Genomic DNA, 14,687 nt, shown 5'->3' on the forward strand with positions numbered 1-14,687 from the left:
CTATGACACAACAAATCGATCGTGACGCTATTATTGCAAAGCGTATTGCTGACTCAACAACATCAGTAACAAAAACTGTTTTTCCTGGCCGTACCAACCACCACAATACTTTATTTGGCGGTGACGCGTTGGCGTGGATGGATGAAGTAGCGTTTATTGCTGCTACACGTTTTTGTCGTAAGCCACTTGTAACGATTTCGTCTGACCGTGTAGATTTTAAAGAAGCCATTCCGGCTGGTACATTCGCAGAGCTTATCTCTAAAGTTGTACATGTAGGTAATACCAGCCTTAAAGTAGACGTTGAAATCTTTTTAGAAAGAATGCACAAAGATGACAAGCACTTAGCTATTTCAGGTAGCTTTACGTTTGTTGCTGTTGATGATAACCACAGACCAACTCCGGTAGTTTGCGATAAAATGATTAACGGTTTCGAATAAGACTTACTGCAAGTTTAAAGTGAATTAAGTACCTTCGGGTGCTTAATTTTTTACCGTTGAAGAACACATCATACTAGTTATGTTATATGAATCTATCAGCAAGGAACAAAATATGCAGCTATAAGTAATCAAAGGGGGGAGTGCGATGCGTTTAATATTAATGGTTATTTATATATTAATTATATTGTTGGCTTTTAATCAACTCGAAGGTTACCTGTTTGATTTAGCAGGCGCTTTGCGTGGCGTGCTGATTATATGTAGCTTATTACCTGCAATACTTTTATTGTTATGGAGTAAAAAGCTTTCTTTTTGTTTAGTTTTTTTAAGTATTGGCTTAGTTCTATTTCACTTTAAACCTTACTCATCATCTGAAGCTGTTAAAAATTCCGATATCAAAATCGCACAAGTAAATTTGCAATATAGCAATCCTAACTTAGCACAGATCATCGACAGTCAATTTTTTGGTACGCAAAATGATATCTTGGTACTGTTTGAGTTTAATGATACGCAGCGACATGTGCTTGATGAACTCAACACGCAATATCATTTGTTTGGTTATGCTGAAGTTGAAGGGGCACCATTTGGCATTCTTGTTATCTCCAAGCTACCTATTGTGCAAAGGCAAATTAAACGCTTTGATAATCCTAAACTTGGCTATGTAAAACTTAGTTTCTTGTACAATAACATTATGTTAAATAGTGTTTTTTTTCATCCTCCATCACCTAGAACTCATACTTTATGGAGTCAGAGAAATAGGGTATTAAGTGAAGTTAGTAATGAAATTAAAAACTTGAAAGGGAGTTGGTTAGTTGCCGGTGATTTTAATACAGTACCTTGGTCACGGTACTTTATAAAGACTAAAAGCAGTTGCTTTAATCGCGCAGGTTTTTATACAAGTTGGTATTTCAATAATCAGCTAAGTGATTTAAAAGTTTTGGGTTTACCAATAGATCATTGTTTAGTGAGTGAAGATATTTCTTTATCTAATGTTGGTGTTAACTCAGTAAACGGCAGCGACCACAAACTGCTGCACTATGAACTCACATTTTCTACGCATTGATTAAATTTAAGGTGACTATTTTCAATTAATATATCAACCAGCATAGTTAGCTCAAAGTTATCCCAAGGTTTTGCGGTAATCATATTAGCTATATTATTGTTAAGTGCACTTTTAGAAGCTTCTAGCTCTGCATAGCCAGTAATCAAAAGGCGAGAGCAGTTCGGCTGTAGCAATTTAATATCCTCTAAAACAGCAAAACCACTGATTGCAGGCATAAGCAAATCACAAATGACTAAACTAATTGAGTTCTTTTTCGCATACTCAATTGCCGATAGAGGGTCGCTGAAACAAATTACATGGTTGTTAGTACCTAATAACCGTTTTAGCGAACGTAAAATTGCTTCATCATCATCGATGATTACAATGTTTTTTTTCATGAATGCGCTCCAAATAAGTGCTTCAAGTCATACAGCATATGTTTAAAGTTTCGTTTATGAGGGAATAGCCAAAAGGCTCTGTTTGAATACATAAGTGCTTTTGAATACTGACCAAGTTCACGGTAGAACTCGCCATAGCATTCACTTAATCGTGCTTTAATTTTTTTTCGTTCATTGTTTGATACAACAGATTGGTTACGATTAATAATTTCGACCATCGCTGCTAATCTATTTTCTCTATTTGATGTTATAGAGTTAGCACGCATTAGATAGTGCATTGCACACAGGGTTGAATAACCTACATAACCTTTTTTAGCTATTTTTAACCAGCAATCTAAATCGGTAGCGCTACTTAACTTATTATCAAAACCACCCACCTCAACAATGGCAGAGCGCTTAACCATGACCGACGAAGTGCCAACAATGTTGGTGGTGATCATTTGGCTTATTGGATTATCAAGAAATTGGAAGTCTGTGTTTTCTTCATTGCATTTAAACTCAGGCCAGTAATCAAAACAGCCAATTATATCTTCGTTCTTTTCATTAAAATGCATGTAGTCAGTAAAACTTAACACGCAATCTGGGTGTTTTTTATGAAATGATAACTGAGCTGCAAGTTTATCTGCTGACCAATAATCATCGGCATCTAAAAAAGCTAAGTACTCTGACTTTGCTTGCGTAATTGCCAGGTTACGAGCAGCGACAACCCCTTTTCTTTGTTGGCTAAAGATGCGTACTTCACTTTTGTCAGCAGCTAGTTGCTCAAGGTATTCTTTGCTGCCATCTGTAGAGCCATCATCAACAATAATGATTTCAAAATTTACATTTTTTTGCTGGTAAATGCTGTTAATACACGTATCTAGATACTGCAAACAGTTGTAGTTAGGAATGATAATACTGACTTGGCTGTTCATAATATGCTCCAAAAGCATTAATTTACGTATTGAAGGATACGCAATTTAAAAGCCAGCTTTAAATCTGTATTTTCTGTTAAATTACTCAGCCTTTTCTCTTTGTGCGTTGCATTTTGCAAATCTTCGGTAATTTTTTATCTCAATTCGGGAATATTTCGGTTTTTTTGCTGGGTATGGAACTTGCCATAGCTCTTATAACAGTTTTTATAGGAGCGTTTTTATGAAGCACATTGCTATTTTGGTCCCAAGCTTTCCGATTGCATCTGAAACATTTGTTGTTACGGAAATTAAAGCTCTTCTAAATGCAGGGCATAAGGTGACAGTTCTTACATTTGAAAAAACCAGTGTGTTGATTAACTTAACCAGTGCCATTGAAGTTAAAAAAATCACTAAGCCTGCGTTTAAATCAATCTTACCTTCTATGTTTAACATTTATAAGTTAGCGAGGGCAACGTATACAGCAATTCAATTTAAATCAATTTCAACACAATCCTTGCTTGCTTATGGTTATCAAATTGCACGTTATATAAAAGCTGCAAAGATAGATCATTTACATTGTCATTTTATGCATGGACCACTTGCATACGGTATCGTTGCTGCAAAACTTGCAGACATTACAGTATCTTCTATTGGTCATGGCCATGATGTTTACGTAAACAACGCAGACTTAAAACCCAAATTAGCTCTTTGTGATTTTTCAATAGCAGTTTGTGAAGAAATGGCTATGCAATTTAAACGCTTTTCGAAGAGCAATGTTAAATTGTTGCATTGTGGTATCGATACTAGCCAATTTAAGTTTGTACCATCGTCCCTAAATGAATCTGTGCGTTTAATTTTTATCGGCCGTCTAGTTGAAAAGAAAGGTCTGCAATTTCTACTACCTGCACTTAAGCATATTCCAAAAGAGTTTGGTATTACCCTCGATATAGTAGGGGACGGTCCAATGCTGAACGATTTAATGTACATGGCTGAAGAGTTAGGTATTCGTAAATATATACGTTTTCTAGGTGAAAAACCTCATGACTGGGTTAGTTCAAACCTGATTTTCTACTCGGCCCTTATTGCCCCTTTTTGTGTCGCAGAAAATGGCGATCGTGATACAGGGCCGTTAGTTTTAAAAGAAGCTATGGCGTGTGGTCTTCCTGTACTGACTACCACGTTAATGGGAGCAAACGAAATTGTTACCCCAAGCGTTGGTATGAAGTGTATGCCAGGCAGTATCTCCGGGCTTAGCAAAATGCTCTTTAAATTTCACCAGTTATCACCACAAAAGCGGTATTTACTTGGTCAAAATGCCAAGCAGCATGTGAATGAGCATTATAACGCAGTTAAACAAGCGCAGCAGCTTTCCAAATGGGTTGAATCTTTATAGGGAGGTTTTATGAGTAACTTAAAACAAATCGGTTACTTTGCTTTAGCTATTTTTGCAGTAAAAGGGTTTGGCTTTTTGCTTTTACCAATTACAACTCGCTTTTTAGAAAAGAGCGAGTTTGGTGAGCTGAACTTTTTAGTGACCATGTCGGCGCTATGCTCTTTAGTGGTTTCGCTTGGTTTACCTGAGCTACTGCTAAAACAACAGTATCCATCTTTTCGTGAAAAAATGGCGTTATTTAGAGACTCTCTGGTATTAACAACCTGTTTTAGTGCGCTTTTTTTAGGCTGTAGCTTTATATTTAGCGAGCAAATTATTGCAACCTTACCTGCGCAAATAAAGGTGATTGATTTTAGGTTACTTATTTTAAATTTAACTTTTGCCTCGGTACTTGCTATCCCGTACACCTACTACCGTTTATTTGGCTACGCGCAAAAATATTGCTTTTTTAGTATTGCGCATACGATCATACAAACTTGTTTAACAATCACTTTGTTAGTTCTTGGTTTTAATGTAACCGGTGTAATGGTTTCAGGTGTTGTCTGCACGTTCATTATTATGTGTTTAACCTTAAGTGATATGCGAAGTGCACTTAAAGTGAGCTATTCTCGCTTTAGCTGGAGAATAAAAAAATCACAGACTGTATTCTTAACTTCAATTATCGCATCAGGTTTGTTTGTTTATGCCGGTAATGGTGCCGAGAACTGGTTCATTGTTGCACAGTTCAACGAGAGTGTTTTAGCAAGTTATTACGTCGCAGCACAATTCGCCATTATAACTTCATTTACATTTGAGCCAATCCGACTTTGGTGGTTTGCTAAGCGCTTCAGCTTAATTAAGCAAGATAAAACGCAATATCAAAATTATGCAATAACCTCATTAAATGCAGGCTTAGCTATGTGTGTTTTGATGAGTTTACTGGCACCAATCGCATTAAACTCAGTACTTCCTGCTGAATACCATGGCAAAGATAGTTGGCTGATTTTATTAATTATTGTTGTTGCCATACGCCATCACAGCGATATTTTCAATATTGGTTGCTACATGCATAAGAATGGTGTGTTTGTATCAATTATAAATTTCTTTACGGCACTTTTAGGTCTTAGCCTGTTGTACTTTTTAGTGCCAAAACTTGGTGTTGAAGGCGCTATTTTGGCGCTAATCATTATGCAAAGTTTTAAATTAGTTTGCCTTTACTCAGTTAGTCAATATTTCGAACCTCTAAATCTAAATTTTGCTGCATTAATTCCAAGCTGGTTAGCATTGGCCTCTATAACGTTTATCACATTACAGTTTAACGAGCTTAGTTATGCTAAATGGGTGGTGTGTTTAATTTATTTAGTTGGCCTAGTATTCCAATATAAATCTTTGATTAAGCATGTAATTACAAGCTTAATGAAGGAGCATCACCATGCTCAATTACTATAAACAAAATCAGTTATTCATTAATGGCATTTTAGTAACCTTACTTGTAGTTGTTACCTATGCCATTTTGGGCCCAATAGCAGTATTTGCATTGCTGCTATTACCTTTTGCCGCTTTCACTGCAGTAAAGGTAAGTGTGGCTTTTATAATTTTGTTTATTTTATTTAGCTACTTTAGATTACACGAAGCTTTTCCTTTTTTAATGCCTTTTAAAATTCCTAAGTTACTCGCGCTTGCGTCACTATTGGGAATAGCTTGGCACCTGTTTATCTCACAAAAATTAAAGCCACATTGGCATACCAATCATCTGATATTTTTTGTTTGGTTTATTTGGCTTACTGTTTGCGTTTTTAGTGCCTCAAATCGCGGTTTAGCGATGGAGTACTGGTCAGGTGTACTAACAAAAGTACTCATTATGGTATTTGCAATCTCGTGGTGGATGAGCACATTAAAGCATTTTAATGTGGTTAGAATTGGCATCATGATCTCAGGTGCCGCCATTGCCTCAGTTGCCCTGAGTAATAAAATGAACGGTATTGGCCTAGTAGAAGGTACCCGCGTCACTATTTCGCGAGAACTTCGCTCGCAGCTTGGTGACCCTAACGATTTATCACTTGTAATGATGTTTCCTGTGTCTTTTTTAGCAGCTGAAGTGTTTGATTCTAATGCCCATAAATTTAGACGCATCATTGCATTTATTTGCTTAGTTATCGCAATCAGCGGTGTTATTGCCACGCAAAGCCGAGGAGGCTTACTTGGCATTGCTGCTGTACTTAGTTTCTTTATTTACCAGAAAGTTAAAAATCCTGTAGTGGTCGGCTGCATTGGTGCTGTGGGCATGTTAGCCATGGTTGCCTTTGCAGGTATTGCAGATAGACAAAGTGGCGGCTCCCATGAAGGTGGTGTTGATGAATCAGCTATGGGCCGTATTTACGCATGGCAAGCTGCAATCAATATGGCAATACATAATCCATTAACTGGGGTTGGGGTTAATAACTTTGTCGTTAATTACTATTTCTACAGCCCACATTGGGATGGCAAGAATCATGCAGTACACAGTACGTGGTTTCAGGTATTAGGTGAAACAGGCATCGTCGGAATATGCATTTTTGTATTAGTGATTGCCTGTATTTATCGCACCTTGAACCGTGTGTTCTTAATGAATAAACAGATTAATGACAAACAAATAGATGTAAATGCGAAAGCGCTAAAGGGCGGCCTAATTGGCTTTATGGTGTCAGGCACCTTTTTAACTCAGGCATTTACATGGCCTATTTATATCATTCTTGCTTTAACTATTGCATTAGAAAAGCTTGTAATTGATAGACAAAGGGAGAGCTCACATGAGTGAAAATATTAAACAATGGCTTAAATCAAGTGACAGCCCATTTGCAAAATCACTTTTTCAATTTGCGAAATCGATTCGCAATCCGCAAATGTGGGTTATCCCAGGTATTCATTCATTTATATATAAACTGCATTTATTGGTTAAAACTGTAGTGAGTGAGCTTGGGCGCATTTTTTATTACACACCACTATTTAAAAGCCAAATTAAGGGCTCAAAAGCAAATTTATACCTGTATTCTGGTATGCCGCAAATTTTAGGAAAACTTGAAATTAGCTGTAATGACAACACACGAATTAGTGGCATCAGTACTTTTTGTGGGCGTAGTCATGGTAGTTACACACCCAAACTTATAATTGGCAGTAATGTTGATATTGGTTGGCAAAATGCGTTTTCTGTTGGCCGAAAAATCGTTTTAGAAGATGATGTTCGCCTTGCAGGTCGGGTATTTTTAGCTGGTTTTCCTGGTCACCCTCTAAACTCTGCACGACGTGCTCTAGGTGACCCTGATGATGAATGCCAAGTTGGCGATATCATTATCAAACAAGGCGCTTGGATAGGCACCGGCGCAACTGTGCTTGCAGGTGTAACAATAGGCGAGGGTGCTATAGTTGCTGCAAGCGCTGTAGTTACTAAAGATGTGCCAGCAAATACTATTGTTGCTGGCAATCCAGCAAAAATTGTTAAACAGCTGGAGGGGACGCTATGAAATTTATTACATTCGGTGAAGACTGGCAAAGTCACCCAAGTAGTACACAGCACCTATTTAAACAACTAGCAAAACAACATCAGGTTATTTGGATTAACTCGATTGGTATGCGAAAACCAACATTTCGCTTGATTGATGTGAAACGAGTTTTTAATAAATTAAAAAGCCTTTTTTTATCAAAGCGCACAGGGTCAAATGCTAAAACAACGAATACTAGCCAGAACATTAATTTAACAGCACACACATTAGCGGTTTTACCTTGGCACGATAGCGTTATAGTAAGGCTATTTAATCAATGGATTTTTAATCGAAAAGGTTTCATAGATGATGAGCCAATTGTTTATTGGCTTAGTGTGCCTACTGCAATTAGTTTAATTTCACCGCGAGAGCAAGATAAGGTCATTTATTATTGTGGTGATGACTTCTCTGCACTTGCGGGGGTTGATCATAAAATGGTCGAGCCTTTTGAAAGTGACCTTATCGAAAAAGCTGACACTATCTATGTTGTGAGTGAGTTTCTTGCCAACAAAATGCCGAAATCTAAAGTTAAAATGCTTTCTCATGGGGTCGATTTAGAACTATTCACCACGCAAACACCGAAAGCCTCTGAACTTGAACAAATAAGCAGACCCATTATTGGCTTTTATGGCTCCTTGAATGCTTGGCTTGATAAAGCCTTATTGTTAAGGCTAGCTAAAGATAGGCCTGAGTATCAATTAGTATTGATAGGCCACCTTGTCGAAGACTTCTCTGATCTAATCAAGTTAGACAATGTAAACCATATACCGGCTGTAGAACATGATCGTTTAGCTTCATTTTCTCAGCATTGGCAGGTATCTATCTTGCCATTTGTTGATAATGAGCAGATCAGAGCCTGTGATCCACTTAAATTAAAAGAATACATAGCCACAGGCACACCGATTGTCACGACACGCTTTGCTGCGGTTAATCCGTACCAAGAGACCATATTAATAGCAGACAACCACCAGGGCTTTATTGAGCGTGTCGACTATGCTGTAAGCCTAAGTAAATCAAACAACTTGAATTGGCGAGCAAACCAATCTCGGCAGGCAAGTGATCATAGCTGGCAAGCAAAAGCCAAGTTGGTCTGTAAACAACTTAGGTTTTGCTAAATAAACCTTTCAACCCAAAGCCGCATCTTGTATCGCTACAAGATGCGGCTTTTTTCATTTTGGCTCACTAACTGCAATTAACTAACTATCTATAGAAATCTCGGTTGTTTTTATCAATTTGCAAATTAAAACCGAGCGATTTCGCAAAATGCAAAGCAAAAGGTAAAGTATGTTAGTTAAAGAGCAGATCAAACGGTTAATTTATTTAGGGCTTTATGCGCTTTACACGCGTATTAAGCTCTTTATTATTCCGTTTTGCATTGTGCCAATCGTCGTCATTGCGCTTGGTTTATCTGCACAAAAACAATATACCAATCACGCAACCATCTTAATTGAAGAGTCTGCACTACTTAACCCTTACTTAGATGATCTGTCTTTTTCGTTTCAGCTTTCTGATCGTATGGCAGCGCTGCGTACCTTAGTTATCAGCCGTAAGGTACTTATTGCAGTAGCAAAAGAAACCCAATTAATAGCTGAAGATGCAACACCCAAACAAGTTGAAGAAATCCATCAAAAACTATCTAAAGCATTATCTCTTTCGTTAATTGGCGATGAGCTGGTCCGCATTAACTTTATTTGGCATGACCAATCACAAATGAAGCCAGTACTTGAAAAGGTGGTAGAAAAATTTATTGAACGTTTATTAGCACCAACAAAGGCGTCACTTGATACTTCTGAGCAGTTTTTCTTTAAACAGCTCGATAGTTTACGCGAAGAACTTGAGTTATCTGAAGAAGCCCTGGCTGATTTTAAAACCAAAAATAGTAATACCTTACCCGATGTATTACATAGCAATCGCCAAACCTTCGACAGCTTACTAAGCGAAAAACAACAAAAGCTGATTGCTCTTTCTGGGTCTAAAGCAAAACTGAATGCCTTAGTGAGTAAAGTAGGGCAGGCCAATCCAATTTTAGGCAATTTAGAAGAAAAGATAATTCGTACTGAATCTGAATTAAGTCTTTTGAGAACACGCTATACCGATAAACATAGCAAGATTATCGAGAAAAAACGCACACTGGCAAACTTAAAAAGTCGCCAACAGGCGCTGTTAGCATCTAGTGAAGAGCTAGACACAACGAATCTTGATCAGTTATGGCAAATGGTTAATACGCTTCCGTCTGGTGATGGTAAAGAGAGCAGTGTTTTAGTATCACAACTTCTTGCGCTTGAAGAGGCCCGTAATAATTTACTTCAGCAAGAGCAAGAATTTGCAATGCTCGAAGAGCAAGTGCAGCTTGTCAGTGAACGTCTGTTAGTAACCAGTGATGTAGAAAAACAATTACGTAAACTAGAGCGTGATTACGATGTTAAACAATCACTTTATAAAGACATGCTGAGCCGTTACGAAATGGCCAAAGTTACGGGCAAATTAGTTAAATACGAAGGACCTGACAAAGTTAAAACAATTGAGCGAGCTTATAGCCCAACACAACCTATCAATACATCAATGCTGATGACCGTTATCGTTGGCATTGTGCTTGGAATTTTCACAGGTAGTGCAAGCGTATTTGTTGCTGCACTTTGTGACAGTCACTTAAAAGATATTAAAACCATCGAAAAACTTACCAGCTCAGAGGTGGTAACAGTACTTCCTATCGTCAATGCCGAATCTAACTTCGGTAATATTGAAGGAGATAAATCATGAATGTCATGCACTTAGTTCAACACCTACAAGTAGGTGGCCTAGAAAAAATGGCAATTACTTTACTCAAAAACAGCCAATTTAGTAGCTCAAGTATTATTGTTTCTCTTGAGGGAGATAGACAATCTGCGTTTGAGCAATGGCCAGAGCTTGAACAATTTAGCCATCGCGTGATTTGTTTAAACAAAAAACCAGGCGTGAGTATTTCTGTTATCGCAAAGATAAAGGCATTAATAAAAGATCATGATATCGATATTATTCACAGTCATCATGTTGGTCCTGTTATTTATGCCGGCCTTGCTTGTGCGTTGACCGGTGATTCGGTTCGTCATATATCAACAATTCATGATGCCTGGTATTTAAATAACGTTAAACAATGCACTTTCACTAAGTTACTTAACTCGTTAACGAATATTTATTGGGTTGCTGATGCACGTATTGTTGCTGACGAATTTAGAGCTAAAACGTCAATCATTCCTGAGCGCACAATTTTAAATGGCATTGATTTCGATACCTTTGTGGCTATAAATAAAACAACGGCTAGAAGTCAGCTTAACTTACCCCACACAGCTAAGTTGGTTGGCTGTGCGGCCAGGTTAATTGAAGGAAAAGGTCACAAAGATCTTATTCATGCATTGCATTATTTACCTCAGGATTACCATATTGTGTTTGCAGGTGACGGCGAACAGAAAGTCACTTTAATGAATTTGGTACGTAATTTAGGCCTTAACGAACGCGTGCACTTTTTAGGTAATGTACAGGACATGCGGGCCTTTTATTCGAGTATCGACGTTATGTGTTTGTATTCACAACGAGAGGGTTTGCCATTATCAATTATTGAAGCCATGGCATGTGGTATTCCGGTTGTAGCTTCCGATGTTGGAGGCATTCATGAAGTTCTTACTAAGAATGAAGGTGAACTTGTGTCTCCTCACGAATTTAACAAACTTGCACCGGCTATTTTAAGAGCAAGTAGACTTCCGCATGGTTTATGTATTCGTCATCACGCTATTGCTATTGCGGATGCCAGAACCATGAGTAGTAAATACGACAATTTATATTCTGCATTAGCAGTGTAGGAGCCAACCATGACTATTTTTACTACATTATTTATCATTTTGATGTGTATTGCTGCATATCATCATATTGGCTACCCATTATTACTAAAGTGTGTTGCAGGCAAAAAGCAAAAAACAAGCAAGCAAACCGTTTTTGATGACAACTACACACCGAATATTGCTGTTTTGATGTGTGCTTACAATGAACAAGCGCATATAGCAGAAAAGCTTTATAACCTAGCATCACTAGTATATGACACTCATCATTATTCTATTCATGTTTATTTTGATGGTTGCACCGATAAAAGCTATCAACAAGCTCTTAAAGCACAGCAGGTATTACATAAGCAAGGCGTGCAGTGTTATTTTCACCATCGTGATGAAAACCAAGGTAAAGTACAAGGGTTAAATACCTTGATGGGGATGGCGAAATATCACAATGATATTTTAATGTTCACTGATGTTAGTGCTTTATTGAGCATTGATGCATTAAACAAAGTAGCTAAGCAATTTAGTGATCCGCAAGTGGCAATTTCGACAGGTGTTTACACCTTAGATGAAAATGCCCCTGTTGCGCAAAAAGCCTACTGGCAGTACCAAAACCAAGTGAAAAAATCAGAGTCAAACCTTGGCGCTGTGATTGGCGTACCAGGGGCAATGTTTGCCATGCGAGCTGAGTATGCAAATGAATTAGAGAAAAACACCATTAACGACGACTTCGTGCTATCAATGAAAGCTTTAAGCAAAGGTGGTAAAGCCATTGTTGATGAAGACGTAATCATTTACGAGCGAGAATGCGATGAGCAAAGTGAGGATTATAAACGCCGAGTAAGATTAGGTGCCGGTAATTGGCAACAAATAAAAGCGCTTCTTTTATTACTTAACCCGCGTTTAGGGTGGACTTGTATGAACTTTTTCTCGCACAAAGTATTGCGTGGGGTTATGCCAATTATTTTAGCCTGTATTTATGCTTGTGTATTTATAGAGGCTATCGTCACGCAGTCTATGTGGTCACAATTGATTGCTACAGGCATTTTGTCACTTCACGCAGTACAAGCTGTTAAAACACTATTCGCCTTTAAAAAACGCATTCCTATCGTCGATAAAGTTAATTACATCTTAAATAGCTACTTTTTAGCACTTTGGGGGATCATTCGTTATGAACAAGGTTACTTCGACACCCCTTGGCAACGTGTAAAATCTGCGAGTAAAGCACAAACCAAGTCTGTTATTAGAGTCATCAAACGAAGCCTAGATATTGCAGGTGCCTTATTTGCGTTAAGTCTAGTTTGGCCTATTTGTTTAATTGCAGCGCTGGCTATAAAGCTTACATCTAAAGGTCCTATCATCTTTAAGCAACTTAGAGTGGGTGAAAGCTCAGATGACTTCGTTGAGTTATTTTATGTTTATAAGTTTCGCTCTATGGTTGTTGATGCTGAGTCGCGTTCTGGTGCTGTGTGGGCCAGTAAAGATGATCCAAGAATAACGGCAGTAGGGCGCTTTATGCGTAAAACACGAATTGACGAACTTCCGCAATTAATTAATGTGCTCAAAGGCGAGATGTCATTAATTGGCCCAAGACCAGAGCGTCCTGTTTTTTATGGTAAATTAGAAAAAGACATCCCTTATTTTTGCCAGCGTACTTACGGGGTTAAACCAGGTATTTCTGGTCTTGCTCAAGTGATGAACGGTTATGACGAAACCATAGACGATGCACGCAGTAAAATTGGCTGGGATTACGCCTATTCACTGAGTATGTCATCACCGCGTGCTTGGGCGAAGCTTGAGTTTTCAATTGTGGTTAAAACATTACAAGTTGTCTTTACAGGCAAAGGGCAGTGATACCAATCCACGTCTTTTTTATCAAATAAATTAAGCAAATCACGTTGCATAATGCAAATTAACACTAAAAAGTTAATTGCATTATGCATCACCCCATCATTTAACCTTTAAATTTCAACACCTTATAAACTGGCATTTTAGTTGTACTAGTTACTATGACTAACCAATTTAACTAAGGTGAAGATCATGGCTAACAACACATCATTTTCTAACGATACCAAACTAATTTCACTACCTAGAGACTTTTCTGGTCTAGCCGTCGATGGCTTTAAAGATCAGTTTGAAGAGGTTGCACATGGCAAACAGCAAAGTGTGGTACTCGATTTTAGCTCTACTACATTTATTGATTCATCTGGCATTGGTGCCATGGTGTTCTTATATAAACGTATTGAGAAAAAAGGGCAAAAATTATCACTGCTTAATGTGTCTGGGCAACCACACAAACTAATGAGTCTATTAAGAGTTGATAAGACGATTCCATTTATCGAACAAGCTGATATCGCGTGAGGTGATTTATGAAGCACATACTATTTACAATCATTTTGCTAACGCTTGGTGGATGTGCTTCTTGGCCTGATGAGGGGCAAGGAGGCTGGGCAGAAAAATATCAAAATTATCCGCTTACTGATGAACAACACGAGATGATCTATGACACACAAGAAACCGTGGTGCTAAGCGAATTTCAACATCATGTTTTAAAGTTAGATTTATTAAAAGCACAAGGGATACAGCAATGTATGCCAGCACAACTGCTAAAAGCACAAATATACGAAAACCGTATAAGACGCCTAATAGCAGCGCAAATGTGGTCTGATGCTGAGCATGATTTACTTATTCACTATCACGGTTTAAATCAGCTTGCGAAGCACTTTGAAACTGTTAATGCGATGAGCCAATGTGCAGGCGTTACTGATACTGAAAAAAACATGACAGCATCTCTTAAAGACCAGATCACTGAGCTTTTAAATAGTGATAATCAGTTCTCGCTGAATGATTTTCAGGTTACTCCCAAATACATCACACGTTTAGCACAAGCGGCTGACTTAATTAAACAAGTTGATGAAGTTAACTTACTGCTTGTTGGTCATGCTGACATTGGTGGTCAGCAACAAAACAACTATGAGTTAGCACTTAAGCGTGCAGAAACAGTAAAACACTGGCTAGGTATTTATGGTGTAAACCCAGCGACAATAACAACCTTAACGCAAGGTAGTTTTACACCGTACAGCGACGAACCTGACTCACGTTCTAAACGTCATTCAGATAGACGAGTAGAGGCAATTATTATCGACATGAGTGACGATAAAGCCACTAAACAAAAACATGCATTATCCCGCTGGACTAAAATCTTAAATGGTCCTAAGGAGCAATAA

At 38.0% G+C, this 14,687-nt stretch carries 14 protein-coding genes; 12 read left to right on the forward strand and 2 right to left on the reverse strand.

Features of this window, described 5'->3' with window-relative positions:
* Positions 1 to 2: 2 nt before the first annotated feature.
* Together HCZ11_RS03410 and HCZ11_RS03415 are read left to right on the forward strand one after the other, a co-directional pair.
* Complete coding sequence (locus tag HCZ11_RS03410; RefSeq protein WP_063705312.1) at positions 3 to 437, forward strand: acyl-CoA thioesterase; 435 nt, start codon at positions 3 to 5, stop codon at positions 435 to 437.
* A 145-nt stretch (positions 438 to 582) separates the two neighbouring features.
* Positions 583 to 1,497: an endonuclease/exonuclease/phosphatase family protein gene (locus HCZ11_RS03415; RefSeq protein ID WP_167657644.1), complete on the forward strand. Its 915-nt coding sequence runs from the start codon at positions 583 to 585 to the stop codon at positions 1,495 to 1,497.
* Here HCZ11_RS03415 and HCZ11_RS03420 read toward each other — a convergent pair.
* Together HCZ11_RS03420 and HCZ11_RS03425 are read right to left on the reverse strand one after the other, a co-directional pair.
* On the reverse strand, positions 1,470 to 1,874 hold the full coding sequence (locus HCZ11_RS03420; RefSeq protein WP_167657645.1) for a response regulator: 405 nt from the start codon (positions 1,872 to 1,874) through the stop codon (positions 1,470 to 1,472). The two genes, HCZ11_RS03415 and HCZ11_RS03420, sit on opposite strands and share 28 nt — an antisense overlap.
* Positions 1,871 to 2,788, reverse strand: a complete 918-nt coding sequence (locus HCZ11_RS03425) for a glycosyltransferase family A protein (protein WP_167657646.1) — start codon at positions 2,786 to 2,788, stop codon at positions 1,871 to 1,873. Before HCZ11_RS03425 ends, HCZ11_RS03420 begins: the two co-directional genes overlap by 4 nt.
* 220 nt (positions 2,789 to 3,008) lie before the next feature.
* Here HCZ11_RS03425 and HCZ11_RS03430 point away from each other — a divergent pair, with 220 nt between their 5' ends.
* The 10 genes from HCZ11_RS03430 (at position 3,009) to HCZ11_RS03475 (ending at position 14,687) form a co-directional block, all read left to right on the forward strand.
* Positions 3,009 to 4,160 (forward strand): glycosyltransferase, encoded by a 1,152-nt coding sequence (locus HCZ11_RS03430; RefSeq protein WP_167657647.1) that lies wholly within the window; start codon positions 3,009 to 3,011, stop codon positions 4,158 to 4,160.
* Positions 4,161 to 4,169: 9 nt separating this feature from the next.
* Positions 4,170 to 5,588 carry a lipopolysaccharide biosynthesis protein gene (locus HCZ11_RS03435; RefSeq protein WP_167657648.1) on the forward strand — a complete coding sequence of 473 codons (1,419 nt, stop codon included), beginning with the start codon at positions 4,170 to 4,172 and terminating at the stop codon, positions 5,586 to 5,588.
* Positions 5,572 to 6,936, forward strand: a complete 1,365-nt coding sequence (locus HCZ11_RS03440; RefSeq protein WP_167657649.1) for an O-antigen ligase — start codon at positions 5,572 to 5,574, stop codon at positions 6,934 to 6,936. The genes HCZ11_RS03435 and HCZ11_RS03440 overlap by 17 nt, the downstream gene beginning before the upstream one ends.
* Positions 6,929 to 7,639, forward strand: coding sequence for an acyltransferase (locus HCZ11_RS03445; RefSeq protein WP_167657650.1), 711 nt, complete (start codon positions 6,929 to 6,931; stop codon positions 7,637 to 7,639). The genes HCZ11_RS03440 and HCZ11_RS03445 overlap by 8 nt, the downstream gene beginning before the upstream one ends.
* Positions 7,636 to 8,772, forward strand: a complete 1,137-nt coding sequence (locus HCZ11_RS03450; RefSeq protein ID WP_167657651.1) for a glycosyltransferase — start codon at positions 7,636 to 7,638, stop codon at positions 8,770 to 8,772. Before HCZ11_RS03445 ends, HCZ11_RS03450 begins: the two co-directional genes overlap by 4 nt.
* A 169-nt stretch (positions 8,773 to 8,941) precedes the next feature.
* Positions 8,942 to 10,417, forward strand: coding sequence for a GNVR domain-containing protein (locus HCZ11_RS03455; protein WP_167657652.1), 1,476 nt, complete (start codon positions 8,942 to 8,944; stop codon positions 10,415 to 10,417).
* Positions 10,414 to 11,493: a glycosyltransferase gene (locus HCZ11_RS03460; protein ID WP_167657653.1), complete on the forward strand. Its 1,080-nt coding sequence runs from the start codon at positions 10,414 to 10,416 to the stop codon at positions 11,491 to 11,493. Before HCZ11_RS03455 ends, HCZ11_RS03460 begins: the two co-directional genes overlap by 4 nt.
* A gap of 9 nt (positions 11,494 to 11,502) precedes the next feature.
* Complete coding sequence (locus HCZ11_RS03465) at positions 11,503 to 13,314, forward strand: sugar transferase (protein ID WP_167657654.1); 1,812 nt, start codon at positions 11,503 to 11,505, stop codon at positions 13,312 to 13,314.
* Positions 13,315 to 13,500: 186 nt separating this feature from the next.
* Positions 13,501 to 13,821, forward strand: a complete 321-nt coding sequence (locus HCZ11_RS03470; RefSeq protein WP_167657655.1) for an STAS domain-containing protein — start codon at positions 13,501 to 13,503, stop codon at positions 13,819 to 13,821.
* Positions 13,822 to 13,829: 8 nt separating this feature from the next.
* Positions 13,830 to 14,687: an OmpA family protein gene (locus tag HCZ11_RS03475; RefSeq protein WP_167657656.1), complete on the forward strand. Its 858-nt coding sequence runs from the start codon at positions 13,830 to 13,832 to the stop codon at positions 14,685 to 14,687.

Origin of the sequence: Pseudoalteromonas sp. HF66 (genome assembly GCF_011806445.1) — a bacterium.
Lineage (GTDB): Bacteria > Pseudomonadota > Gammaproteobacteria > Enterobacterales > Alteromonadaceae > Pseudoalteromonas > Pseudoalteromonas apostichopi.

Excerpts from the sequence above, each read along its gene's own strand:
- HCZ11_RS03410 (WP_063705312.1), top strand. The coding sequence starts at position 3 with ATGACACAACAAATCGATCGTGACGCTATTATTGCAAAGCGTATTGCT.
- HCZ11_RS03415 (WP_167657644.1), top strand. The coding sequence starts at position 583 with ATGCGTTTAATATTAATGGTTATTTATATATTAATTATATTGTTGGCT.
- HCZ11_RS03420 (WP_167657645.1), bottom strand. The coding sequence starts at position 1,874 with ATGAAAAAAAACATTGTAATCATCGATGATGATGAAGCAATTTTACGT.
- HCZ11_RS03425 (WP_167657646.1), bottom strand. The coding sequence starts at position 2,788 with ATGAACAGCCAAGTCAGTATTATCATTCCTAACTACAACTGTTTGCAG.
- HCZ11_RS03430 (WP_167657647.1), top strand. The coding sequence starts at position 3,009 with ATGAAGCACATTGCTATTTTGGTCCCAAGCTTTCCGATTGCATCTGAA.
- HCZ11_RS03435 (WP_167657648.1), top strand. The coding sequence starts at position 4,170 with ATGAGTAACTTAAAACAAATCGGTTACTTTGCTTTAGCTATTTTTGCA.
- HCZ11_RS03440 (WP_167657649.1), top strand. The coding sequence starts at position 5,572 with ATGCTCAATTACTATAAACAAAATCAGTTATTCATTAATGGCATTTTA.
- HCZ11_RS03445 (WP_167657650.1), top strand. The coding sequence starts at position 6,929 with ATGAGTGAAAATATTAAACAATGGCTTAAATCAAGTGACAGCCCATTT.
- HCZ11_RS03450 (WP_167657651.1), top strand. The coding sequence starts at position 7,636 with ATGAAATTTATTACATTCGGTGAAGACTGGCAAAGTCACCCAAGTAGT.
- HCZ11_RS03455 (WP_167657652.1), top strand. The coding sequence starts at position 8,942 with ATGTTAGTTAAAGAGCAGATCAAACGGTTAATTTATTTAGGGCTTTAT.
- HCZ11_RS03460 (WP_167657653.1), top strand. The coding sequence starts at position 10,414 with ATGAATGTCATGCACTTAGTTCAACACCTACAAGTAGGTGGCCTAGAA.
- HCZ11_RS03465 (WP_167657654.1), top strand. The coding sequence starts at position 11,503 with ATGACTATTTTTACTACATTATTTATCATTTTGATGTGTATTGCTGCA.
- HCZ11_RS03470 (WP_167657655.1), top strand. The coding sequence starts at position 13,501 with ATGGCTAACAACACATCATTTTCTAACGATACCAAACTAATTTCACTA.
- HCZ11_RS03475 (WP_167657656.1), top strand. The coding sequence starts at position 13,830 with ATGAAGCACATACTATTTACAATCATTTTGCTAACGCTTGGTGGATGT.